Origin of the sequence: Streptomyces sp. HUAS 15-9 (assembly GCF_025642155.1) — a bacterium.
Taxonomy (GTDB): Bacteria; Actinomycetota; Actinomycetes; order Streptomycetales; family Streptomycetaceae; genus Streptomyces.
Genome location: NZ_CP106798.1, coordinates 7875095 through 7898226 on the forward strand (window position 1 = coordinate 7875095; position 23132 = coordinate 7898226).

The 23132-nt window shown below is 71.6% G+C and carries 21 protein-coding genes; 9 read left to right on the plus strand and 12 right to left on the minus strand.

The genetic code is table 11. The features are described 5' to 3' along the window. Positions 1-11: 11 nt before the first annotated feature. Entirely contained in the window at positions 12-686 is a 675-nt protein-coding gene (locus N8I87_RS35850; RefSeq protein WP_263215009.1) for a transmembrane-type terpene cyclase, read from the plus strand. A gap of 7 nt (positions 687-693) precedes the next feature. On the opposite strand, the gene N8I87_RS35855 is transcribed toward N8I87_RS35850, so the two are convergent. Next, entirely contained in the window at positions 694-2568 is a 1875-nt protein-coding gene (locus N8I87_RS35855; protein WP_263215011.1) for a glycoside hydrolase family 47 protein, read from the minus strand. A 401-nt stretch (positions 2569-2969) separates the two neighbouring features. On the opposite strand from N8I87_RS35855, the gene N8I87_RS35860 reads away from it, so the two are divergent. After that, positions 2970-3335, plus strand: a complete 366-nt coding sequence (locus tag N8I87_RS35860) for a cupin domain-containing protein (RefSeq protein WP_263215013.1) — start codon at positions 2970-2972, stop codon at positions 3333-3335. A 67-nt stretch (positions 3336-3402) separates the two neighbouring features. Here the strand turns inward: N8I87_RS35860 and N8I87_RS35865 are convergent, their stop codons facing one another. The 4 genes from N8I87_RS35865 to N8I87_RS35880 all read right to left on the minus strand — a co-directional run bounded on the left by N8I87_RS35865 (position 3403) and on the right by N8I87_RS35880 (position 7816). After that, positions 3403-4374, minus strand: coding sequence for an NAD(P)-dependent alcohol dehydrogenase (locus tag N8I87_RS35865; RefSeq protein ID WP_263215015.1), 972 nt, complete (start codon positions 4372-4374; stop codon positions 3403-3405). 191 nt (positions 4375-4565) lie between these two features. Next, positions 4566-5540, minus strand: a complete 975-nt coding sequence (locus N8I87_RS35870) for a D-cysteine desulfhydrase family protein (protein WP_263215017.1) — start codon at positions 5538-5540, stop codon at positions 4566-4568. Positions 5541-5603: 63 nt separating this feature from the next. Then, positions 5604-6962 (minus strand): VWA domain-containing protein, encoded by a 1359-nt coding sequence (locus N8I87_RS35875; RefSeq protein ID WP_263215018.1) that lies wholly within the window; start codon positions 6960-6962, stop codon positions 5604-5606. After that, on the minus strand, positions 6959-7816 hold the full coding sequence (locus N8I87_RS35880) for an AAA family ATPase (RefSeq protein ID WP_263215019.1): 858 nt from the start codon (positions 7814-7816) through the stop codon (positions 6959-6961). Before N8I87_RS35880 ends, N8I87_RS35875 begins: the two co-directional genes overlap by 4 nt. A gap of 220 nt (positions 7817-8036) precedes the next feature. Here N8I87_RS35880 and N8I87_RS35885 point away from each other — a divergent pair, with 220 nt between their 5' ends. Then, positions 8037-8936: a hypothetical protein gene (locus N8I87_RS35885; protein ID WP_263215020.1), complete on the plus strand. Its 900-nt coding sequence runs from the start codon at positions 8037-8039 to the stop codon at positions 8934-8936. 28 nt (positions 8937-8964) lie between these two features. Here N8I87_RS35885 and N8I87_RS35890 read toward each other — a convergent pair whose 3' ends face one another. From N8I87_RS35890 to rhaI, 6 genes are all read right to left on the minus strand, one after another. Next, positions 8965-9606 (minus strand): LutC/YkgG family protein, encoded by a 642-nt coding sequence (locus N8I87_RS35890; RefSeq protein WP_263215021.1) that lies wholly within the window; start codon positions 9604-9606, stop codon positions 8965-8967. Continuing rightward, positions 9603-11114, minus strand: coding sequence for a LutB/LldF family L-lactate oxidation iron-sulfur protein (locus tag N8I87_RS35895; protein WP_263215022.1), 1512 nt, complete (start codon positions 11112-11114; stop codon positions 9603-9605). Before N8I87_RS35895 ends, N8I87_RS35890 begins: the two co-directional genes overlap by 4 nt. Continuing rightward, positions 11111-11866: a (Fe-S)-binding protein gene (locus N8I87_RS35900; protein WP_263215023.1), complete on the minus strand. Its 756-nt coding sequence runs from the start codon at positions 11864-11866 to the stop codon at positions 11111-11113. The genes N8I87_RS35895 and N8I87_RS35900 overlap by 4 nt, the downstream gene beginning before the upstream one ends. A gap of 72 nt (positions 11867-11938) precedes the next feature. Beyond that, a complete protein-coding gene (locus N8I87_RS35905; protein WP_263215024.1) occupies positions 11939-13387 on the minus strand; it encodes a rhamnulokinase in 1449 nt (482 codons plus the stop codon). Continuing rightward, positions 13384-15423: a bifunctional aldolase/short-chain dehydrogenase gene (locus N8I87_RS35910; RefSeq protein ID WP_263215025.1), complete on the minus strand. Its 2040-nt coding sequence runs from the start codon at positions 15421-15423 to the stop codon at positions 13384-13386. Before N8I87_RS35910 ends, N8I87_RS35905 begins: the two co-directional genes overlap by 4 nt. A gap of 138 nt (positions 15424-15561) precedes the next feature. Continuing rightward, positions 15562-16722, minus strand: coding sequence for an L-rhamnose isomerase (gene rhaI / locus N8I87_RS35915; RefSeq protein WP_263215026.1), 1161 nt, complete (start codon positions 16720-16722; stop codon positions 15562-15564). 231 nt (positions 16723-16953) lie between these two features. On the opposite strand from rhaI, the gene N8I87_RS35920 reads away from it, so the two are divergent. The 6 genes from N8I87_RS35920 (at position 16954) to sigJ (ending at position 22879) form a co-directional block, all read left to right on the plus strand. Next, positions 16954-17274, plus strand: a complete 321-nt coding sequence (locus N8I87_RS35920; protein WP_263215027.1) for an L-rhamnose mutarotase — start codon at positions 16954-16956, stop codon at positions 17272-17274. A gap of 18 nt (positions 17275-17292) precedes the next feature. Further along, positions 17293-18636, plus strand: a complete 1344-nt coding sequence (locus tag N8I87_RS35925) for a BNR repeat-containing protein (RefSeq protein ID WP_263215028.1) — start codon at positions 17293-17295, stop codon at positions 18634-18636. Between the two features lie 78 nt (positions 18637-18714). Further along, positions 18715-19740: a LacI family DNA-binding transcriptional regulator gene (locus N8I87_RS35930; protein WP_263215029.1), complete on the plus strand. Its 1026-nt coding sequence runs from the start codon at positions 18715-18717 to the stop codon at positions 19738-19740. A gap of 120 nt (positions 19741-19860) precedes the next feature. Further along, a complete protein-coding gene (locus N8I87_RS35935; RefSeq protein ID WP_263215030.1) occupies positions 19861-21162 on the plus strand; it encodes an alpha/beta hydrolase in 1302 nt (433 codons plus the stop codon). A gap of 52 nt (positions 21163-21214) precedes the next feature. Continuing rightward, positions 21215-21958: a PIG-L deacetylase family protein gene (locus N8I87_RS35940; RefSeq protein WP_263215031.1), complete on the plus strand. Its 744-nt coding sequence runs from the start codon at positions 21215-21217 to the stop codon at positions 21956-21958. A 27-nt stretch (positions 21959-21985) separates the two neighbouring features. Next, the gene (sigJ, locus tag N8I87_RS35945) at positions 21986-22879 is read left to right on the plus strand and encodes an RNA polymerase sigma factor SigJ (protein ID WP_263215032.1); all 894 of its coding nucleotides are present in this window, start codon (positions 21986-21988) and stop codon (positions 22877-22879) included. A gap of 3 nt (positions 22880-22882) precedes the next feature. Here the strand turns inward: sigJ and N8I87_RS35950 are convergent, their stop codons facing one another. After that, positions 22883-23083, minus strand: coding sequence for a DUF5999 family protein (locus N8I87_RS35950; RefSeq protein WP_263215033.1), 201 nt, complete (start codon positions 23081-23083; stop codon positions 22883-22885). Between the last annotated feature and the right edge of the window lie 49 nt (positions 23084-23132).

Genomic DNA, 23132 nt, shown 5'->3' on the forward strand with positions numbered 1-23132 from the left:
GGAGGGTATCCATGCACGCGGTGCACACGGTGTTTCTCCTGGGGACGGGAGTCTTCTGGACCACCGCCTACGTGCTGCTGATCCGGACCGGATCACGGGAGCGGACGTTCGGCATGCCCGTCGTGGCGTTCGCCACCAACATCAGCTGGGAGTTCATGTTCGCCTTCGTGCGGCCGCCGTCCGGTCTCGGACACGTCATCAACATCGTGTGGTTCTGCTTCGACGTGGCCGTCGGCTACACCGTCGTCCGCTTCGGCCGGGCCGAGTTCCCCTACCTGCCCGACCGGTTGTTCCTGCCCGCGCTGGCCGCACTGCTGCTCCTTGCCTATCCGGGCATGAACTACGTCTCCGAGGAGTTCGACGCGGGCGACGGCGTCCTCACCGCGTTCGGCAGCAACCTGGCGATGTCCGGGATGTTCCTGGCGATGCTGGCCGCGCGCCGTGGGACGCGCGGCCAGTCCGTGGGCATCGCGCTGGCCAAACTCCTGGGCACCGCCTGCGCCTCCCTGACGATGCTCAGCGACCCCGACGGGGACCCGCGCTACGACAACGCCCTGATGTACTACCTCTACATCGGCTGCCTCGTCGTCGACCTCGCCTACGTGTACGCGGTGTTCGCCGTACGCCGTGCCGAAGGCGCCGCCGTTCCCGGCGAGTTGGCCGCGCAGAGTGCCGTCCAGGGCTGACGCGCCCTCACACCTTCTCCAGCCGCCACTGCTGCGAGGCCGCGTCACCGGCCGTCCGCTGCACCACCGCCGCGCCGTTGGCGGTGCCGTCGACGTCCAGGGCCTTGCCGCTGTTGCGGTTGACGAGGCGCTGGTAGCCGCCGCCCATCGCCTGGAGCGTCCACTGCTGGGTGGCGCTGCCGTTGTGCGCCCACTGGTTCAGCGCCGTGCCGTCCGCGGTGGAGGAGCGCGGCACCTCCAGCACCTTGCCGCTGTTGAGGCTGGTCAGCTTGGTGAGGCCGCCCGAAGTGGTGGCGATCCAGCTCTGGTCGGCGCCGGAGTGCGGGGTCCACGCGATCACCGCGCCACCGTCCGCCGTCGATGCCCCGCTCACGTCCACGGCCCGCCCGGTCGCCCGGTTGACCAGCCGGAAGGTGCCGCTCGGCGCGGGCGCGGCGACCCGGTTGGCACCGCGCAGCACATTGCCCTCGGTGGTCAGGTAGTTGGCGGTGTAGTCGAAGCGCGGCGCACCGGACCACAGCAGATAGAAGTACTTCATGTTCTCCGAGAACCAGTACGCCGGTGTCAGATCCCCCTTGGTCGTCGGGGTCGTCGTCATGTCCGACACGATCGAGTAGCCGTTCGTGACCTTGCAGTGGCTCTTCTGCGCGCTCCAGAGCCACTTGGCGCGGTCCCGGTAGACCTCCTTGCCGGTCAGCAGCCACAGGAACAGCGCGGAGTCCACGTACTCGGGGCGCAGCTGGTACTGCGTGCTGGTCGCCGAGAGCGTCGCGTAGTCGATCTTCTCCGGCGGCAGCCGGAACGATTCCAGCGCCGCCGCCCACGAGGAGTGGTAGGACTCGCCCTCGTTCAGGTTGCCGCCCTGGGCGAGCAACCCGGCGTAGAACGCGCTGAGTTCGGACTGTCTCCGGTTGACCAGCGCCCCGCTGTTCATGTTCACGGACCTGAACCACAGCCGCCCGTCGTAGGTCTCCCCGAGCCGTTGCAGGACGGCCGAGGTAAGGGTCTCGTACCAGCCGCGGATCTCGGTGTCGCCGAAGAACTGATAGGCGTCCCACAGATACTCGAAGTAGGAGTCCACGGGCGGGTCCACCCGGGCGGTGGCGTCGGTCCAGGCGCCGGTGTCGACGTCGAGCGTCGTCCCGACCAGGTTCAGCGAGGAGCGCCGGTCGTACGGGGCCTTCAGGGCGTTCTTGGCCGCGTCGAAGTATCTCGGGTCGCCGGTCAGCCGGGACAGCCAGCCCAGTTCGGTGATGTTGCTGCCGAGCTCGGCGAGCGGCACCTGGCTGCCGCTGACCGCGCCCGTGCGCAGATTGACGTACCGGTACGGCGCCCCGGTCGGCGACGATGTGAAGGCCGGCAGCAGCCGGTCGGCCAGATCGCGGGCCTTGGTCAGCAGGAGCGCGTTGCCGGTGCAGTGGTAGCCGGAGAGGAGACCGCCGACCAGTCGGATGATCGTCTCGAAGACCTGCACACTCGCGTTGCGGTCGAAGTCCAGGTTCCCGCTGATCCAGGAGACGGCCGTGTCGAGTTCGCCGTCCAGCTCCATCAGATAGAGCGTGTCCAGCGACTCCACGACGGTCAGCCCCAGCGGCACCCCGCTGATGAAGAACTCGGAGCCGGTGCCGGACACCGGGCGCAGCTCGTCGTGGCCCCAGGTCAGCCGCCGGTAGGCGGTCCAGGAGGTGAGGAACTCCTGGCGCACGTCCTCGGCGAGGTCGGGGTCGGCCGGTCCGGGCGCGGACGCTGCGGATGCCGCTGCGGGTCCGCCCAGCGCGGTGAGCGCGGCCGCGGCCCCGGCTGCCGTGCGCAGCAGGGAGCGGCGCGTGAGCCGGGCGCCCGGCGGTCCGACCGGGAAACTGCTGGTGGGGGGTGTTGTCATGAGGGGCCTCCGTCCAGGGCGTTGACAACGTTGTCTCGGCATGGTTCCTGGCTCAGCATGCGGGGATGGCACGGGATTTTCGGTGAACGGACCGTGCGTCGCGGGGAGTCGGGCGTACGTGCGCGGGTCGGCCGAACGGGGGGAGCGGAGCGCGGACGGCCGAGTCTGGGGTGAATTGCATGAGCATGTCAATCCTGCGCGCGAGTCGAGCGCGAGTCGATTTCGACGCCCCAGGAGCCCCGCCGGACTCCGCCGTTCCCCGAATGGCGGCGCCCAGTTGACGGGCAGACGATGGAGTGGTGGGGCACGGCCGCCGTCCGAGCGCCCGGTGCCGCCCGGGGCCGCCGGGAGACGGAGACCGGCCCCGGCCGTGGTGAGCGGCCGGAAGGGAGGACACCGTCATGTTGGAAGTGAAGACGGTCGACAAGCCTGACGAGCGGCGCGACTTCCCCCGCGGCCACCTCGAAGCGGTCCATCTGACCGGACTCGACTTCGCCGTGGCCACGTTCGAGCCGGGCTGGCGCTGGTCGGAGTCCGTGGGCCCGGTCGTGGGCACCGAGACCTGCCAGATCCACCACAACGGCTATGTGGTCCGAGGGCGGATGCATCTGCGCATGGACGACGGCGGCGAGGGCGAGGTCGGCCCCGGCGACGTCTTCGTGTGCCCGCCCGGCCACGACGCCTGGGTCGTGGGCGACGAACAGTGCGTGGTGTACGACTTCGCGGGGGCCATGGCACAGGACTACGCGAAGGCTCCGGGGACCTGAGCGGATCCCGATGTGCCCCGCGGTGCGTGTGGCTCCGCGGGGCACCGGCATGAACGGGCCGGCCCGGTCACACCGTGACGACGACCTTCCCCCGGGCGTGCACGTCCTCCAGGTACCGGATGGCCTCGGGCGCCTCGGCGAGCGCGTACGTCCGGTCGATCACCGGGGCCAGCTTCCCGGAGTCGGCCAGCTCCCGCAGCTTCGCCAGCACCGCCTTGCTGGGCGCCGGGCCGATGAGCGGGCGCAGCCGCTGGCGTACGAAGGGGGAGAGGACGAGCCCCTTGAGGATGAGGACGGGCGCCCCGAGGACCTGCCCCGGGCTGCCCCCGCTGCCGAGGACCAGCGTCCCGGTGGGTGTCAGGGCGCGCCGGAGGCCGGAGATGCCGTGGCTCGCCGCGAGGTCGAGGATCACGTCGTACCGTCGCCCGCCGCGTGTGAAGTCCTCGCGCGTGTAGTCGACGACGTGGTCCGCGCCCAGTGAGCGGACCAGTTCGACGTTGCGTGTGCTGCACACGCCGGTCACCTCGGCGCCGAGTGACTTGGCGATCTGCACGGCGAACGTGCCGACCCCGCCGGAGGCCCCGTTGACCAGCACATGGTGGCCCGGCCGCACCCCCGCCACGTCACGCAGTCCGCGCAGGGCGGTGTTCCCGGCCAGCGGCAGGGCCGCCGCCTGCTCGAAGGTGAGGGCGGCGGGCTTGCGCTCCACCCAGGCGTCCGGGACGCACACATACTCCGCGAAGGTGCCGTCGACCTCGCCGAACACCTCGTCGCCGGGCCGGAGACCCGCCACGTTCCGGCCGACCGCCTCCACCTCGCCCGCGAAGTCGCGGCCCCGGATCCGGGCGCGGGGCGCGCGGGGCCCCAGCGCCAGCCGGGCCACGTACGGGTCACCGCGCATCAGGTGCCAGTCGTACGCGTTCAGCCCGGCGGCCCGCACCCGCACCAGCACCTCGTCGTCACCGGGCACGGGCCTTTCCACGTCCCTGAGCTCCAGCACGTCCGGTGAGCCGTACCGGTCCTGGACGACTGCCTTCATGTCATCGCCCCCTTGCCACGTACTGGCAGGTTAGGGGCAGGCCCGCCGACAGGGCATCGGGGAAGTGCCGTAGTTCCGGGGAAGGAGGAGCGCGGGTGCGTGTAAGGGGCCGGGTGCCGTCGAGGCTCGTCTGTCGATGCGGGCGGCGAGCCGCAGCGTCGGTGAGTGTCGCGTGCCGGGGTCGGGTGCCGTCAGGCCTCGTGGGTGACGATCCCTTCTTCGGCGTACGCGACGGCCTTCGCGTGTCCGAACAGGCCGGGTAGTCCGCCGGTGTGGATGAACACGGTCCGTTCGCCGGGCCGGATGTCGCCGTCCTGGACGGCGGCGGTCAGCCCGGCCAGGGCGCGGCTCGTGTAGATGGGGTCGAGGACGAGTCCCTCGGTGCGGGCGGCGAGCCGGAGTGCCTCGGCCGCGGGGGCGGTGAGCGTCGCGTAGCCGTCGCCCACCTGGTCGCGGCGCACCCGCAGTCGGTCCGGGGTGACCGCCTGCGTGGTGAGCGGCGCCGCGAACTTGGCGACGGCGGCGGCCGGGTCGGGCAGCGCGCCCACGTCGACCCCGAGCACCGCCTCCGTCCCGAGCGAGGCGACGAGTCCTGCCATGGTGCCGCCGGATCCGAGCGCGACGACCACGGTCCGCGGGTCCGGGACCTGCCGGCGCAGCTCCTCGCCGCACCGCACATAGCCGCGCGCCCCCAGCGCGCTGGACCCGCCGAACGGGACGAGCGCGGGCCGGGAGCCGTTCTTCCGCAGCCGTTCGCACACCTCGTCCGCCAGCGCGTCCAGGCCCGCCCGGTCGACCTCGCCCGCCCAGACCAGCCGTGCCCCGAACAACCCGTCGAGCGCGAGGTTCCCGGAGCGCGACACGCCCGGCGAGCCGCGCAGCACCAGGACGACGTCCAGGCCCAGCCGGGCGCCCGCGGCCGCCGTCAGCCGGGCGTGGTTGCTCTGCGGCGCGCCGGTGGTCACCAGTGTGTCGGCCCCTTCCGCGAGCGCCGCGCCCAGCGTCCACTCCAGCTTGCGGATCTTGTTGCCGCCACCGCCGAGACCGGTCAGGTCGTCCCGCTTGATCCACAGGTCGTCCGGGCCGAGCCCGAGCGCGGCGGCCAGCCGGGGCGCCGGTTCCACGGGAGTGGGGAAGGTGCCGAGTTCCACGGGCGGGTGGGTCATGTCGTACGTCCTCGTCTGCGGGCGGATGTGCCGCAAGTCGACCACACATCGGCCCCGGCCGCCTCACACCGGCAGCAGCCTCGTGACCAGCCCGCCGAGTTGCCGCGCCGTGCGGCACTCGTGCATCTCCACCAGTTCCGCGTAGGCGGGCGCGGCGGAGTCGCCGGTGCCCCATTGGGAGCGCTGCTCGGGGTTCAACCAGTAGACACGGCAAGCCCGTTCGGCGATCCGGCGGACCGCGGGCAGATTCGGGTCGCTCATGTTCGTACGGGCGTCACCGAGGACGAACACCGTCGTGCGCGGGCCGACCGCGTCGCCGTAGCGCTCCGCGAACTCGCCCAGGGCCACGCCGTAGTCGCTGCTGCCGTGCCAGCCGGTGAGCGTCGCCTCCGCGCGGATGCGGGCGCTCAGGCCCTCGGGGTCGGCCCTGCCGTGGTCGAGGAGGCCGGTCACCTCGTCGATCCGGTTGACGAAGGCGAACACCCGCACCTTGCTGAACTGGTCGTGCAGCGCCTGCACCAGCAGCATCGTGAAGTCGGAGAAGCCCGACACCGAGCCCGACACATCGCACAGCAGGACCAGTTCGGGCCGCACCGGACGGCGCCTGCGCAGCACCGGCCGCATCGGCACACCGCCCGTCGACAGCGACCCGCGCAGGGTGCGGCGCAGATCGATGGTGCCGCGCGCGGCCCGGCGGCGCCGCGCGGCAAGGCGGGTGGCCAGTTTGCGGGCGAGCGGCTGAACGGTCCTGCGCAGTTCGGCCAGTTGGTCCCGACCGGCGAACAGGAAGTCCACCCGGTCGGCGGTCGGGCGCACCGCCCGCCGGGCGATCATGTCCCGGTCGCGCCGCTCGGCGACCCGCCGCCGCGCCTCGGCCGCGACCATCCCACGGAACGCCTCGATACGGCGCCGGATCTCGTCGTCGAGCAGCCGGTCGGCGAAGCCCGCGCCCCCGTCCCGCTGCCGGACGTCCATCCGCACCCGGGCCAGCAGCGTCTGGGGGCGGAGCCGGTCGAGGGTCTGGTACGACGACCAGCCGTCCGACTCCGGTGAACTCCCGTATCCGCCCAGCCCGTCGACGGCCTCCGCCGCCAGCCGCGCCATCATGTCCCGGTCGTCCGCCGCCAGCGCCTTAGCGAGCCGGTCGCGCAGCTCCTCCCGGTCCGTGGACCGTGTGCCGGGCGCGCCGACGCGCCGCGGGAAGTAGAGGTCGAAGACCGGGTCGAACACGGCCCGCTGGCCCGTCCCGTGCAGCAGCGTCGCCGCCAGGCCCTCCCGCAGCAGCTCCCGGTCGGCGAACCCGAGCGCCTCCACCGCGCGGGCCGCGTCCACGCTCTCCCCGGTGCCGACCCGCACGCCGTGCGCGCGCAACGCCCCGACCAGGCCCGTCAGCCGCTCGGTGACGCCGCCGGGGGTGCTCACAGGTTGTCCAGGTCCAGTTTGGCGGCCGCCTTGAGGACATCGTCCTGGTGCTTGAGGATCACGCCCAGGCTGTCCCGTACCACCGTCTCGTCGAGCGTGTCGGCGCCCAGCGCCAGCAGGGTGCGCGCCCAGTCGATCGTCTCGGCGACCGACGGCACCTTCCGCAGGTCCATCGCGCGCAGCGCGCCGATCACCCGCACCACGGACTCGGCCAGCGCCTCGCCGAGGCCGGGCACCTTCAGCCGTACGATCCGCCGCTCCAGCTCCTCGTCCGGGAAGCCGATGTGCAGGAACAGACAGCGCCGGCGCAGGGCCTCGGACAGCTCACGGCTGGCATTGGAGGTCAGTACGACGAACGGGCGGCGGGTGGCCGCGATGGTGCCCAGCTCGGGGACGGTCACCTGGAAGTCGCTGAGCACCTCCAGGAGCAGCCCCTCCACCTCGACGTCGGCCTTGTCGGTCTCGTCGATCAGCAGCACCTTGGGGTCGTCGCCGCGGATGGCGGTCAGCAGCGGACGCGCGAGCAGGAACTCCTCGCTGAAGATGTCCGTGCGCGTCTCGTCCCAGGTCTCGTCCCTGCCGGCGGTGATCCGCAGCAGCTGCTTGGCGTGGTTCCACTCGTACAGCGCGCGGGACTCGTCGACGCCCTCGTAGCACTGCAGCCGTACCAGCCGGGCGTCCGCTACCTGGGCGACGGCCTTGGCCAGCTCCGTCTTGCCGACCCCCGCGGGGCCCTCCACCAGCAGCGGCTTGCCCAGCCGGTCGGCCAGGAAGACGGTCGTGGCGACGGCGGGCGACGCCAGATAGCCGGTCTCGGCGAGGCGTGCGGAGACGTCGTCTACGGAAGTGAACAACGGGGCCTCCGGCTGGTTCGGGTTCGGTGTCCAGGTCCCTATCTAAGCGCTTGTTCAGCGCCCCTGTCACCTGGGTACCGCGGTGGTGACCGCTCCGTGACGACAGTGACCGTACTGGTGCCGTGCCCGCCTTCCCGTCGGGCGGCGGTGCGGGTACAGGTTGTCCATGACGAGCAACGGGGGCTGCCGCCGATCGAGGTGGCGGAGATTACGCGACGCGGTGCTGGGCGCCCGCACCGACACGAAGGCCGACGGACTGGCCAACCTGGTGGAACCGGGCCGCGAGGCGGCGTACGAGCAGTTCATCGTCGGCTGTCCCGGCCAGCACATGAACCTCCAGCTGATCCACGGCGAGGCACAGCGGTCGTTCGAGTACGAGACCCGGCAGTCGCTGCGGATCACGGTCGGCTGTGTCCTGGGCAATGTACTGCGCGACCCGCGGCTGGCCGGCGGGGAGTGCGACAGGCATCTCAAGGAGTACCTCAACAAGGAGATCGCGGGCCTGCGGGCCCGGATCGACCAGGACTGCGCGCTCGCCGTGAGCCGCGGCATCAACGTCGGACTCAGCCTCGGCGCGCTGATCAGCCTGGTGCTGCTGAGCGCGCCGCTCGTGGTGGGGGCCGCGGGGCTGCTCGACGTCCTGAGCGTGGACATCGGGTGCAGCGACCGGTGGAACCTGATGGGCGCCTTCGTGTGCGGCGGGGTGGGCGCGTTCGGCGCGGTGCTCAGCGTGCTGGTACGGCTGCGCAGGAACGGGGAGGCGCTCGTCCGCCGGCGGACCAACGGCGACCGTGGCACCGTGGCCCCGGGGCAGCTGGCGCGCGGCATGCGCCACGAGGGCGTGTACCGGGTGTTCGTCGGCTGGATCCTGGCCCTGGCGGTGTACTTCCTGCTCAACGCGGACATCGTGCAGGTGATCGACACGCCCGCGACCACCGGCGAGATCTGCGCCGCCCACGCGGACGGGGCGGGCACCGCGTTCTGGGGCTTCTGGTGTGCGGTCGGCTTCCTGGCCGGCTTCAACGAGCGCTGGGCCTTCGGCCTGCTTGACCGCTCCCGGACCGACCGCCGTGACCAGCCCCCGCGCCAGGCGCCGACCACCGACACCAGCGGCAGCTGACCCGGAACCGACGGCCGGGGCCCCGGTGTCAGTTCACCAGCACGACCTCCAGGGTCCGCGGCCCGTGCACCCCTTCCACCCGGTCCAGCTCGATGTCGCTGGTCGCCGACGGCCCGGAGATCCAGGTCAACGGGCGGGTCGGGTCCAGGCGTTCCAGGGCCTGCGGGACGGCGGAGACGACCTGCCCGGGGACGCGGACCACGCAGATGTGATGGTCGGGGACAAGGGTGATCCGGCGGCGCCCCTGGTCGGGGCCGCCGTCCAGCACGAGGGTGCCCGTCTCGGCGATCGCCACCGCGCACGCCGTGACCACGCTGTCCACCCGGTCGAGTTCCTGCGGGGTGCTGTCCGGCCGGTCGGCGACCCGCGCGACCTCCGTGGCCGCCAGCCAGGCTTCGTCGAGCCCGGCCGGGACCAGCACCGAGGCCGACTCCCGCGCGGCCAGCAACCCGGCGATCACCGAAGGGAGTTCAGCGGCCGTACAGCGGTGCACGAGCGCCCGGTAGTCCGCCAGGTTCTCCGCGAGCACGTCCACCGTCTCCGTCCCGGTGCGCTCGCCGTGCTCGCGCAGATAGTCCCGGGGGACGGCCTGCTCGTACGGCGTGTCGTCCCGCGGGACGTCCGCGAGCGCGCGCTCCACCCGGCCCAGGATGCGTTCCCTGCTGCTCACTTGGCGGCCCCCTTGTCGCCGTTCTCGCCGCTCGTGCGCCGCCACCAGTCACGGAAGGGCTCGGGAGGCACGGTCGGCAGATCGCGGGTGCCGGTCCACGCCCGGCCGGGGCCCGGGAGCGTACGGGGATGCAGGCGGCGGGTGCGGGAGGCGAGCCGCTGGCCGGTGCGCAGGGCGCCCGGGTGGGTGAAAGCCCAACGCGCCGCGCGCATGGCGGCCCGCTCGGCGGCATGCCCCTTCGCGGGTTGCAGCACCACCTTGTTGCCGTCCCGGATCGTCCGACCGCCCTGCACGACCCGCTCGCGCAGATGCACCAGCACCTCGGGGATGTCGATGGCCACCGGGCACACCTCGTAACAGGCCCCGCAGAGCGAGGAGGCATAGGGGAGGGAGGCGTCGATCTCGCTCGCCGTGCCCCGGAGCTGGGGGCTGAGGATGGCGCCGATCGGGCCGGGGTAGACCGAGCCGTACGCATGGCCGCCCGCACGCTCGTACACCGGGCACACATTGAGACACGCCGAGCAGCGGATGCAGCGCAGCGCCTGGCGTCCGACCTGGTCGGCGAGCGTGTCGGTGCGGCCGTTGTCGAGCAGGACCAGATGGAAGGTGCTGGGGCCGTCCTCGTCCGTGGTGCCGGTCCACATGCTCGTGTACGGGTTCATGCGCTCGGCCGTGGAGGAGCGGGGGAGGGTCTGCAGGAACACCTCCAGGTCCCGCCAGGCCGGCACGATCTTCTCGATGCCAACGACGGAGATCAGGGTCTCGGGCAGGGTCAGGCACATCCGGCCGTTGCCCTCCGACTCGACCACGACCAGTGTGCCGGTCTCGGCGACCATGAAGTTGGCGCCGGAGACACCGACCTTGGCGCGCAGGAACTTCTCCCGCAGATGGAGGCGGGCGGCCTCGGCCAGTTCGGCGGGCGTGTCGGTCAGGCCCTCGGGGGCCGGGCGGCCCCACTCGCCCATCTCGGCGCGGAAGATGTCCCGGATCTCGCCCCGGTTGCGGTGGATCGCCGGGACCAGGATGTGCGAGGGCCGGTCCTTGCCCAACTGCACGATCAGCTCGGCGAGATCGGTCTCGTAGGCGCGGATGCCCTCCGCCTCCAGCGCCTCGTTGAGCCCGATCTCCTGCGTGGCCATCGACTTGACCTTGACGACCTCCGACTCGCCGGTCTCCTTGACCAGTCGAGCCACGATCCGGTTGGCCTCGTCGGCGTCCACGGCCCAGTGGACGGTGCCCCCGGCCGCCGTCACCGACTCCTCCAACTGCACCAGGTAGCGGTCGAGGTGACGGAGCGTATGGTCCTTGATCCGCTTGCCGGCCTCCCGCAGCGCCGCCCAGTCGGACACCTCCGCCACCGCCTGCGCCCGCTTGGCGCGGATGGTGTGGGTGGCGTGCCGCAGATTGCCGCGCAGGGTCTGATCGTGCACGGCCTCTCGCGCGGCTTCGGGAAAGGCCGGATGGGTGGGTGGGGGAGACCCGGGCATCCCCACGAACGTTCCGCTCATAGGGCCGGCTCCTCCTCCGTGCTCGCCAGGATCTCCGCGATGTGCACCGGCCGCAGGTCGGCCCCGAGCCGGGTCATGGTGCCGCTGATGTGCATCAGGCAGGAGTTGTCGCCGGCGCACAGCACCTCCGCGCCCGTCGACTCGGCGTTGCGCACCTTGTCGGCGCCCATCGCCGCCGAGACGTCGGAGTTCTTCACCGCGAAGGTCCCGCCGAAGCCGCAGCACTCGTCGGCCCCGGGCAACTCGACCAACTCCAGCCCTTTCACGGCCTGGAGCAGTCGTCGTGGCCGGTCGCCGAGCCCCAGACTCCGCAGCCCGTGGCAGGTCGGGTGGTACGTGACCCGGTGCGGGTAGTACGCCCCGACGTCCGTCACCCCCAGCACATCCACCAGGAACTCCGTCAGCTCGTACGTCTTCGGGACCACCGGCGCCAGGGTGGCCGCGAGCGTGTCCCCGCGGCCCTCCGCCCGCGCCCGTTCACCCATCCGCGGATACAGCTCCCGCACCATCGCCCCGCACGAGCCGGACGGTGTGACGATCGCCTCGTACTCCCCGAAGACATCGGAGAAATGCCGGGCAAGCGGCTCCGCCTCATGGCGGTAACCGGTGTTGTAGTGCGCCTGCCCGCAACAGGTCTGCGCCATCGGGAAGTCGACGTCGACGCCCAGTCTGGTCAGCAGTTTCACCACCGCCCGACCGGTGTCCGGATAGAGCGTGTCGTTGACGCAGGTCAGGAACAGGGCGACACGCATCGCGGCTCCTTGGGGTCGATCATCGGATGAGTGCAGGGTAGTGGGCGGGGACGGGTGCGGGGAGACCCCGGCTCACCGCGCGCCGAGTCGGGCCTCGGCCTCCCGCCAGCGCGCCGTCGTGCCGAGCGGCTCGTACCGGCTGAGCGGCTGGGTGCGGGCGACCAGTCGGCGCAGGTCGGTGTGATCGCCGGCCAGACCGTGCGCGCGCGCCTGGACCAGCACGTTGCCGAGGGCCGCGGCCTCCGCCGGACCCGCCACCACCGGCAGCCCGCAGGCGTCGGCGGTCAGTTGGCACAGCAGCGCGTTGCGGGTGCCGCCGCCGACCACGTGAACGACGTCCACCGGATGACCGGCCAGCCGCTGCGCGTCGGTCACGGCCCGGCGATGGGCCAGAGCGAGGGAGTCCAGGATGCACCGCGTGACCTCGCCGGGGGCGAGCGGCACCGGCTGCCCGGTCGCCCGGCAGACCTCGGCGATCCGCTCCGGCATCCGGCCCGGCGCCAGGAACGCCGGGTCCCCCGCGTCCACGACCGACCGCAGCGCCGGAACCTCGGCCGCCGCGCGCAGCAGCCCGCCGAGATCCGGATCGCCCCAGGCCCGTACGCACTCCTGCAACAGCCACAGCCCCATGATGTTGCGGAGATACCGGACCGTGCCGTCCAGCCCCAGTTCGTTGGTGAAGTTGGCGACGCGGCTCTCCTCGGTGAGCACCGGCGCGTCCAGCTCAAGGCCCGCCAGGGACCAGGTGCCGGTGCAGATGTAGGCGAAGCGCTCGCCGACGGCCGGGACCGCGGCCACCGCCGAAGCCGTGTCGTGCGAGCCGACCGCCGTCACCGGCACGGGACCGGAGAGCCCCGTCGCCTCCAGCACCTCCGCCCGCAGTAGACCCGCCGGATCGCCCGGCTGCCGCAGCGGTGCGAAGAGGCCGAGGTCGATGCCCAGGCGGGCGGCGACGTCGTACGACCACTCGCGGGTGCGGGGATCGATGAGCTGGGTGGTGGAGGCGTTGGTGAGCTCCGTGCCCTGCTCGCCCGTCAGCCAGTAGGCGATCAGGTCGGGAACGAGCAACAGGCGTGCGGCATGGGCGAGTTGCCGGGTGTCGCGGGCCGCCGTCAGCTGGAACAGGGTGTTGATGGGCGCGTACTGCAGTCCGGTCGCCGCGTACAGCTCGGGGGCGGGCACGGTCGCCCACACCTTCTCCGCGGCGCCCTCGGTGCGGGCATCCCGGTAGTGCACGGGGTTGCCGAGCAGGGCTCCGTCGGCGTCGAGCAGCCCGTAGTCCACGCCCCACCCGTCGATGCCGACGGAGTCCACCTGCCCGGCCGCCCCCAGCCCCTCCAGCACCCCGGCGTACAGCGCGAGGACGTCCCAGCGCAGCCCCTCCGGCACCCGGACGGGCCGGTTGGGAAAACGATGCGCTTCGGCCAGCTCCAGGCTGCCGGGGCCGACACGCCCGACCATGACGCGCCCGCTGGAGGCACCGAGGTCGACCGCCGCGTACGACTTCACGGCGGCGCTCACCGCAGGAACGCGGCCGCCACACCCGCGTCGACCGGGACGTGCAGCCCTGTGGTGTGCGTCAGGTCCCCGCCCGTGAGCGCGAACACGGCGTTCGCGACATGCTCCGGCAACACCTCCCGCTTGAGGATGGTCCGCTGAGCGTAGAACTCGCCCAGCTTCTCCTCCTCGACCCCGTACACCGCCGCCCGCTGCGCGCCCCAGCCCCCGGCGAAGATCCCGGAACCGCGCACCACACCGTCCGGGTTGACCCCGTTGACCCGGATCCCATGACCACCCAACTCGACGGCCAGCAAACGCACTTGATGGGCCTGGTCGGCCTTGGTGGCGGAGTAGGCGATGTTGTTCGGCCCGGCGAAGACGGCGTTCTTCGAGGCGATGTAGACGATGTCGCCGCCCAGCCCCTGCGCGATCATCACCCGGGCCGCCTCCCGCGACACCAGGAAGGAACCGCGGGCCATGATGTCGTGCTGGCGGTCCCAGTCCTCGGCCGAGGTCTCCAGCAGCGGCTTGGAGATGGAGATCCCCGCGTTGTTGACCACGAGGTCGACCCCGCCGAAGGCGAGCACCGCCGCCTTGAACGCCGCGGTGATCCGGGCCTCGTCCGTCACGTCCACGGTCACCGCCACGGCCATGTCCGGCCCGCCCAGCTCCTCGACGACCTTCCCGGCGTTCTCGGCATCGAGGTCGGCGACGACGACACAGGCCCCCTCGGCGACCAGCCGACGCGCGATCGCCCTCCCGATCCCGCTGCCCGCGCCCGTCACCAGCGCCACCCGGGTCGCCAGGGCCTTCGGCCTCGGCATCCGCCGGAGCTTGGCCTCCTCCAGCGCCCAGTACTCGATGCGGAACTTCTCCGACTCCTCGATCGGCGCGTACGTCGACACCGCCTCGGCCCCGCGCATCACATTGATCGCGTTGACGTAGAACTCACCGGCCACGCGCGCCGTCTGCTTGTCCTTGCCGAAGCTGAACATGCCCACGCCGGGTACCAGCACGATCGCCGGGTCGGCGCCGCGCATGGCGGGGGAGTCGGGAAGCGCGTGCCGCCGGTAGTAGGCCGCGTATTCCTCGCGGTACTCGGCGTGCAGCTCCTTCAGCCGTGCGACGGCTTCCTCCAACGGCACGGCCGGCGGCAGGTCCAGGACGAGGGGCCGTACCTTCGTCCGCAGGAAGTGGTCGGGGCACGACGTACCCAGCGCGGCGAGCCGCGGGTGCTCGCCGCGGGCCAGGAAGTCGAGGACGGCGTCGGAGCCGTCGAAGTGCCCGACCTGCGCCCGGTCCTGGGAGGCGACGGCACGGACGTACGGCGCGAGCGCGGCCGCCCGCTCCCGCCGCGCACCCTCGGGCAGCGCCTCGTACCCCTCGATCACGGGCCCGAACGGCTCCGCCTTCCCGCGCTCGGCGAGGAAGGCCTCGGCGGTACGGATGATGTGCAGCGAGTTCCGCTCGCACTCCTCGGAGCTGTCACCCCACGCGGTGATCCCGTGCCCACCGAGGACGCACCCGATGGCCTGCGGGTTGGCCTCCTTGATCGCGGCGATGTCCAGCCCGAGCCGGAACCCGGGCCGCCGCCACGGCACCCACACCACGGTGTCGCCGAAGCACTCGGCGGTCAGCTTCTCCCCGCCGACGGCACACGCGAGCGCGATGCCGGAGTCGGGGTGCAGATGGTCCACGTGCGGGGCGTCCACCAGCCCGTGCATGGCGGTGTCGATGGACGGCGCCGCTCCGCCCTTCCCGTGCAGGCAGTAGTCCAACGCGGCGACCATCTCGTCCTCGCGCTCGACGCCCGGGTAGACGTCCGCGAGCGCCCGAAGCCGATCGAGCCGCAACACGGCGAGCCCTCCTTCGGTGAGTGTCCCGAGGTCACCCCCGGACCCCTTCACCCACATGAGCTCGACGTCCCCGCCGGTCACGGGATCGGTGTCGGTGCCTTTGGCGGACGCGTTGCCACCGGCGTAGTTGGTATTGCGGGGGTCGGCGCCGAGCCGATGGGAACGGGAGAGGAGAGCGGCGGCTTCGGGGTGGGGTGCCATGATCTTCGGGTCCTTACTCAGAAGACGGTGAGTGCAAGTCTTCAGGGCGCGGGGCTGTATCGATATGCGGCTCCGCCGCGTGGGCGCGACCAGCCACGACGAACGCGCAGCCCGCAACGAACAGATCCCGGCAGACGCTCACGCCCCCCAATCGGCCTGCCGACCACCGACCCGCTCAGCAACAGTCCGCTCGCCCCACCCGGACAGGGCATACGCACGGACGGGATCGCGATCCAGCCCCATCTCTTCCCGTACGTCAGCCAACAACGGCCGCACATCGGTGTTGTACGCGTCCATCAACACCGCGTTGGCCCCCAGCACATCACCGGAGGCCTGCGCCCCGGCCAAGGCCAACCGGTCGACCAGCAAAGCCTTGGCGGTAGCCTCTTGCACATTCATCACGGAACGGATGATCGCCGGAATCTTCGCCTCGACGTTGTGACACTGGTCGAGCATGAACGCGACCTCCGGCCCGAACCCACCCCCACGCACCACCTCGTACATGATCCGGAACAGCTGGAACGGATCCGCCGCCCCCACCATCAGGTCGTCGTCCGCGTAGAACCGCGAATTGAAGTCGAACCCCCCGAGCTTCCCCTCCCGCAACAGCGTGGCGACGATGAACTCGATGTTGGTCCCTGGCGCATGGTGCCCCGTGTCCACCACGACCTGCGCCTTGGGCCCGAGCTTCAGACAGTGGGCGTACGCCGTGCCCCAGTCCGGGACGTCGGTCGTATAGAACGTGGGCTCGAAGAGCTTGTACTCCAGCAGCATCCGCTGCCCCTCGCCGAGCCGCTCGTACACCTCGGCCAGCCCCTCGGCCAGCCGGTCCTGCCGTGCCCGTACGTCGTCCTGCCCCGGATAGTTCGTACCGTCCGCGAACCACAGCTTCAGGTCCTTCGACCCGGTGGCGTCCATGATGTCGACGCACTCCAGCAGATGGGCGACGGCCTTGCGCCGCACCACGGCATCCGGATGGCAGATGCTGCCGAGCCGGTAGTCGTCGTCCTGGAAGGTGTTGGAGTTGATCGCGCCGAGCTTCAGGCCGCGTTCCTCGGCGAACTTCGCCAGGGCCGCGTAGTCCTCCACCGTGTCCCACGGAATGTGCAGGGCGACGGTCGGCGCGACGCCGGTGAACGCATGCACCTGCGCGGCGTCCTCCAGCTTCTCCCGTGGGTCGCGCGGCACGCCCTGCTGGGCGAACACCTTGAACCGGGTCCCCGAGTTCCCGTACGCCCACGACGGCGTCTCGATGGCCTGGGTCTTCAGCGCGGCCTTCACGGCGGCGAGGTCGGTCACTTCAGGGCTCCTGAGGTGTCGGTCGGAACGGCTGAGTGTGTGAAACGATTCAGGATCGCAAGCTATGAGCCCTCCCGAGGGGGTGTCAAGCCATCCGGTCATCCGTGTCTCCCGTGGCGCGACCACGACCTTCTACTATCGACGTACTTTCGACAAGCCCCATTGACGCGACATGGCTGCCGTGCCTAACGTCCCGGCATTCTGGTTGAAACCTTTCACGAAGGGGCGCTGATGCAGCGCGTGTGCTTCCTGCTGAAGGTCCGGGCGGACCGGCTCGACGAGTACCGTGGGCGGCACGCCGCCGTCTGGCCGGAGATGCTCGACGCGCTCTCCGCCACCGGCTGGCACAACTACTCGCTCTTCCTGCGCGAGGACGGCCTGCTCGTCGGCTATCTGGAGACCGAGGACTTCGTGGCCGCGCGGGCCGGCATGGCGGCGAGAGATGTCAACGCCCGCTGGCAGGCCGAGATGGCGCCGTTCTTCGAGTCGCTGGACGGCACCGGACCCGACGAAGCCATGAAGCCCCTCACCGAAGTCTTCCACCTCGCCTGAACCCGGAGGGTCCCGCTGATGACAGGACGCCCCTCGGTCGTCATACAGGGCACCAGCCAACTCGACGCCCGAGCCGTCTACTTCGTGTCCTACGACGGCCTGGTCAACAACAACTCCTTCCAGAAGAACGGCCTGTTGACCCACGGGGGACATCAATACGCCGTCTGGTACACCGCGACCCGCCATGCCGTCGTCGCCCGCCGGGTCCTCGGCGGCTCCGCCTGGTCGACCGTCACGCTTGCCCACACCCTCAAGAGCGACGACTCCCACAATGTGATCTCCATGGGGGTCTCGCGGACCGACGGCCGGCTGCACCTCGTCATGGACGCGCACAGCGACGGCTTCTTCTACGTCAAGTCGGTCGCCGGACTCCTGGACCATCCCGCCTCCACCTCCTGGACCCCGTCCGTCTTCGGCGCCGTACGGACGACCCTCGACGGGCTCGCCCTCACGTCGCGGTTCACCTACCCCCAGTTCGTCCCGACACCCGAGGGCAGGCTGCAGCTCAGCTATCGCGTCGGCATCTCCGGCGACGGCCGCAACGCGCTCACCGAGTACGACGGTTCGGCCTGGACCGCGCTGGGGGAGTGGAGCGGTTCCACCGGCACCTACACCGGCGCGCACGGCTCCAGCGACGCCCGCAACATGTATCTGCACGGCCTCGACTACGACGCGGCCGGCCGGCTGCACGCCTTCTTCACCTGGCGTGAGCAGAACGCCGCCGTGACGGGTGCCGACGGGGGGATCACCAACCACGACACCGGCTATGTCCACTCCACCGACCGTGGTCGTACCTGGCGCACTGACGCGGGTGCCCTCGTGGGCACCACGGGGACCCCGGACACCGTCACGGTCACCGACCCCGGCCTGGTGGTCGACTCCATCGGCCCCGACCACGCCCTGATGAACCAGGAGAGCCAGGCCGTCGACTCCACCGGCCTGCCGCACGCGATCATCAGCCATGTCCCCGCCCGCTTCGGCCCGTGCGGCGCGGACTACGTCGCCGACCGCACGGCGAACGGCCGGGCCTTCCATCTCCGCAAGGACTCCTCCGGAACCTGGCGGAAGACCGAGATCCCCGTCGTGCCGAGCTCCAGCCAGCGCACCAGACTGGTCCTGGACCGGTACGACAACGCCTATGCGATCTTCCCCTACGGCCGGATCGCGGGTGCCTCGAAGTCCTCCGGGTACACGGACTGGGCGCCGCTGTACTACGGCAGCGACCTGAACGCGTTCGGGGAGGTCGTGATCGACGAGACACGGGTCGCGGCGGACAACGTGCTGTCGTTCATGTACCAGGAGAAGTCGGTCGGCACGACCCCCTCGGCACTTCATGTCGTGGACTTCGCACTCCCTGCCTGACCGGTCTGTTCCGGGCAGTGATGGCGGTAATGTGAAGGCCTCCCCGCCGCCCCTCGTTCACCAGGAGGTCTCTGCCCGATGGCCCAGTCGGTGGGTATCAAGGACGTCGCCCGCGCCGCCGGAGTGTCGGTGGGCACCGTCTCGAACGTCATCAACCGCCCGGATTCCGTCGCCGGCGAGACCCGGGCGCGCGTGCAGTCGGCGATCGACCGGCTCGGCTACGTCCGCAGCGAGTCCGCGCGTCAGCTGCGCGCGGGGCGCAGCCGGATCATGGGCCTGCTCGTCCTCGACATGGGCAACCCGTTCTTCGTCGACGTGGCGCGCGGCGCCGAGCGGGCGGCGCGGCAGGCCGGGCTCGGCGTGATGGTCTGCAACAGCGCGCAGGACGCGGGCGAGGAGGCCGAGTATCTGTCGCTCTTCGCCGAGCAGCGGGTGCGCGGGGTGCTGCTCACCCCGGCCGACGCGACCGGGCGCAACATCGAGTCGTTCCGCCGGCACGGCATCCCCTTCGTACTGGTCGACCGGGTCTCCGAGGGCACCACCGAGTGCTCGGTCTCCGTCGACGACGTGGCGGGCGGCGCCCTGGCCGTGCGCCACCTGGTGGACGCCGGGCACCGCTGCGTCGCGTACGTCAGTGGCCCGCCCGGACTGAACCAGGTCCGCGACCGCCGCACCGGCGCCCTGAACGCGCTCGCGGAGGCCGGGCTCGGTCCACAAGCCCTGCGCGAGCTGCCCACCGAACACCTCGACGTCGCCGCGGGCCGGGACGCCGGCGCCCGGCTCCTCGGGATCGCCGAGCGCCCGACCGCCGTCTTCTGCGCCAACGACCTGCTGGCGCTTGGTGTTCTGCAGGCCATGTACGCGGCCGGGGTCACCGTGCCCGACGACCTCGCGATCGTCGGCTACGACGACATCGAGTTCGCGGCCGCGGCCGCCGTCCCGCTCACCTCGGTACGGCAGCCCGCGGTCACCATGGGCGCCCTCGCCGCCGAACTCCTGCTGGAGGAGACCGAGACGCAGAACGCGCCGGGGGCGCACGAGCATCGGCGGGTGGTGCTCCAGCCGGAGCTCGTGGTGCGCCGCTCGAGTCTCGCGGCCCGCTGATCGCGGAGTCAGTAAGAATCCTTGATTCACGAGGGGGCCGAGTCACGATCCCGGGGGTCGGACGGCGGACGGACATGTGCTGAACTGGGACGCGACCATCCGTCCGTCCCGGGAGACCTGTTGAGCCTCAGCTATCGCCAGCCCGGCGTCGTCCTCACCGACCGCCACTTCACCGTGCCCCTGGACCACGCCGACCCGCAGGGCGAGACGATCGAGCTCTACGCCCGTGAGGTCGTCGCCAGTGACAAGGCGCGACAGGACCTGCCGTGGCTGGTCTATCTCCAGGGCGGTCCCGGCTATGGGGCGAATCGTTTCGTCGGGCGGCAGGCCTGGCTCGACCGCGCCCTGGACGAGTACCGCGTCCTGCTCCTCGACCAGCGCGGCACCGGCCACTCCACGCCCGCCAACCGGCAGACCCTCCCGCTGCGCGGCGGCCCGGCCGAGCAGGCCGACTACCTCGCCCACTTCCGTGCCGACTCGATCGTCCGCGACTGCGAGCTGATCCGCGCCCGGCTCACCGACGGCGCCCCCTGGACCGTCCTCGGCCAGAGCTTCGGCGGCTTCTGCACGGTCAGCTATCTGTCCCTGGCCCCGGAGGGCCTGGCCACCGCCGTGATCACCGGCGGCCTGCCCTCCCTCGACGCCCACGCCGACGACGTCTACCGGGCCGCGTACCCCCGCATCGAGCGCAAGGTCACCGCGCACTACGCCCGTTACCCGCAGGACGTCGAGCGCGCCCGCCGGATCGCCGACCACCTGCTGACCCACGACGTCGTCCTGCCGAACGGCTACCCCCTCACCGTCGAGGCCTTCCAGTCCCTCGGCCTCATGCTCGGCGCGAGCGACGGCAGCCACCGCCTCCACTACCTCCTGGAGAACGCCTTCGTCCGCACCCCGCACGGCACCGAGCTGTCCGACGCCTTCCAGGAAGAGGTCCAGGGCCTCCTCTCCTACGCGGACCATCCGCTCTTCGCCCTCCTCCACGAGCCGATCTACGGCCAGGACACCCGCCCCACCGCCTGGGCCGCCGAACGGATCCGCGCCGAGTTCCCGCAGTTCGACGCCCCCAAGGCCCTCGCCGGCGACGCACCGGTGCTGTTCACCGGCGAGAACATCTACCCCTGGATGTTCGACAGCGACCCGGCCCTGCGCCCCCTGCGCGACACGGCCCACGCGCTGGCCGCCCGCACCGACTGGCAGCCCCTGTACGACCCGGCCCGCCTCGCCGCCAACGAGGTCCCGGTCGCCGCGGCCGTCTACCACGACGACATGTACGTCGACACCGCCCACTCCCTGCGGACCGCCCGCGCGATCCGCGGGCTGCGCACCTGGGTGACCGACGAGTTCGAGCACGACGGCCTGCGGGCCGGCGCGCCGCGCGTCCTGGACCGGCTGCTCGCGCTGACCCGTGACCAGGCCTGAGCCCGAACTCAAAAGCGCTTGCGAGCACGGGAGATCGGCATAGTCTGCGCCCATGACCGAGCCGAGGATCAGTCAGCTTCAGCCCATGCCTGACGACTGGCGGCGCGCCCTGGCCATGGTGGCGCACCCGGACGACCTCGAGTACGGGTGCGCCGCGGCGGTCGCCGCGTGGACCGACGGCGGCCGCGAGGTCGCCTACGTCCTGGCGACGCGCGGCGAGGCGGGCATCGACACACTCGAACCCGCCAAGTGCGCTCCGCTGCGGGAACAGGAGCAGCGGGCGAGCGCGGCCGTGGTGGGAGTCACCACCGTCGAGTTCCTGGACCACCGGGACGGGGTCGTCGAGTACGGCACCGCCCTGCGCCGCGACATCGCCGCCGCGATCCGCCGCCACCGCCCCGAACTCGTCCTCACCCTCAACCACCGGGACACCTGGGGCGGCGTCGCCTGGAACACCCCCGACCATGTCGCCGTCGGCCTCGCCACCCTCGACGCCGCCGCGGACGCCGGCAACCGCTGGATCTTCCCCGAACTCGCCGAACAGGGCCTGGAACCCTGGAACGGTGTCCGCTGGGTGGCCGTCGCCGGCTCCAGCAGCCCGACCCACGCGGTGGACGCCACACCCGGCCTGGAGCGCGCGGTGCGCTCCCTGCTCGAACACCGCACCTACATAAGGGCGTTGACCGACGACGACCCGGAGACGTACGCACGCAGCTTCCTGACCGGGCACGCCACCGCCACCGGCGAACGCTTCGGCGGCAAGCCGGCGGTCGCCTTCGAGCTGTTCGGCCGCTAGGCCGTCAACCAACCGAACGGGGACGCAATGAACGACAGGGAACTCCTGGCCGACCGCTTCGAGGAACACCGCGGTCATCTGCGCGCGGTGGCCTACCGGATGCTGGGTTCGCTCGCGGAGGCCGAGGACGCGGTGCAGGAGGCCTGGTTCAGGCTCGGCCGCACCGATCCGGACGAGATCAGGAATCTCGGCGGCTGGCTGACCACCGTGGTCGGGCGGGTCTGCCTGGACATGCTGCGCTCGCGCGGTGCCCGCCGTGAGGAGCCGATGGACGACACGTTCGTCCCGGACCCGGTGATCCGGCCGCTGTCGCAGATCGACCCCGAACAGGAGGTGCTCCAGGCCGACTCGGTCGGCGTGGCCCTCCTGGTCGTCCTGGAGACGCTGGAACCCGCCGAGCGCCTGGCGTTCGTCCTGCACGACATGTTCGCGGTGCCGTTCGACGACATCGCGCCCGTCGTGGAACGCACCTCGGCCGCGACCCGGCAACTGGCCAGCCGGGCCCGTCGCCGGGTCCAGGGCGCCACCCCGCCGGCCGACCCGGACCTCGGGCGGCAGCGCGAGGTGGTCGACGCCTTCCTGGCCGCCTCCCGCGGCGGCGACTTCGAGGCGCTCGTCGCCGTGCTCCACCCGGATGTGGTCCTGCGCGCCGACGCGGGCGCCCTGGTGCGCGGAGCGGCCGCGTCCAAGCTGGTGCACGGGGCCAGGGCGGTGGCCGAACAGGCGGTCATGTTCTCGCAGTTCGCCGGATTCGTCCGGCTCGCGCTGGTCAACGGCTCCCTGGGACTCGTCACCGCGCCGGAGGGCAAGCCCATGGCGGTCGCGTCCCTCACCGTCGCCGACGGGAAGGTCACCGGGATGTACATCCTGGCCGACCCCGACCGGCTCGCCCGGCTCGAACTGCCTGAACTGGAGGAGTGAGGCTCAGGCGGCCACGGCCGGCGGGCCCAGGGCGCGGTGCGGGTCCACGGCCCGTCCGTCGGGGAGGAGTTCGCCGGTGTCGTCGAAGACGATGGTGCCGTTGCACAGCAGGCTCCACCCCTGCTCGGGGTGGGCCGACACGATGGCGGCCGTGTGGTGGTCGGGCAGGTCGGCGGTGGGGCACGGGGGCTGGTGGCTGCACATGGTCCGTCTCCTCGGTTCGGTCGGCTCCTGCCTGTGCGGGGTGCTCCCT

What these genes read in the sequence shown, in the direction of transcription:
- N8I87_RS35850 (WP_263215009.1), top strand. Translation starts at nt 12, where the DNA reads ATGCACGCGGTGCACACGGTGTTTCTCCTGGGGACGGGAGTCTTCTGG.
- N8I87_RS35855 (WP_263215011.1), bottom strand. Translation starts at nt 2,568, where the DNA reads ATGACAACACCCCCCACCAGCAGTTTCCCGGTCGGACCGCCGGGCGCC.
- N8I87_RS35860 (WP_263215013.1), top strand. Translation starts at nt 2,970, where the DNA reads ATGTTGGAAGTGAAGACGGTCGACAAGCCTGACGAGCGGCGCGACTTC.
- N8I87_RS35865 (WP_263215015.1), bottom strand. Translation starts at nt 4,374, where the DNA reads ATGAAGGCAGTCGTCCAGGACCGGTACGGCTCACCGGACGTGCTGGAG.
- N8I87_RS35870 (WP_263215017.1), bottom strand. Translation starts at nt 5,540, where the DNA reads ATGACCCACCCGCCCGTGGAACTCGGCACCTTCCCCACTCCCGTGGAA.
- N8I87_RS35895 (WP_263215022.1), bottom strand. Translation starts at nt 11,114, where the DNA reads ATGAGCGGAACGTTCGTGGGGATGCCCGGGTCTCCCCCACCCACCCAT.
- N8I87_RS35900 (WP_263215023.1), bottom strand. Translation starts at nt 11,866, where the DNA reads ATGCGTGTCGCCCTGTTCCTGACCTGCGTCAACGACACGCTCTATCCG.
- N8I87_RS35910 (WP_263215025.1), bottom strand. Translation starts at nt 15,423, where the DNA reads ATGGCACCCCACCCCGAAGCCGCCGCTCTCCTCTCCCGTTCCCATCGG.
- N8I87_RS35920 (WP_263215027.1), top strand. Translation starts at nt 16,954, where the DNA reads ATGCAGCGCGTGTGCTTCCTGCTGAAGGTCCGGGCGGACCGGCTCGAC.
- N8I87_RS35925 (WP_263215028.1), top strand. Translation starts at nt 17,293, where the DNA reads ATGACAGGACGCCCCTCGGTCGTCATACAGGGCACCAGCCAACTCGAC.
- N8I87_RS35930 (WP_263215029.1), top strand. Translation starts at nt 18,715, where the DNA reads ATGGCCCAGTCGGTGGGTATCAAGGACGTCGCCCGCGCCGCCGGAGTG.
- N8I87_RS35940 (WP_263215031.1), top strand. Translation starts at nt 21,215, where the DNA reads ATGACCGAGCCGAGGATCAGTCAGCTTCAGCCCATGCCTGACGACTGG.
- sigJ (WP_263215032.1), top strand. Translation starts at nt 21,986, where the DNA reads ATGAACGACAGGGAACTCCTGGCCGACCGCTTCGAGGAACACCGCGGT.
- N8I87_RS35950 (WP_263215033.1), bottom strand. Translation starts at nt 23,083, where the DNA reads ATGTGCAGCCACCAGCCCCCGTGCCCCACCGCCGACCTGCCCGACCAC.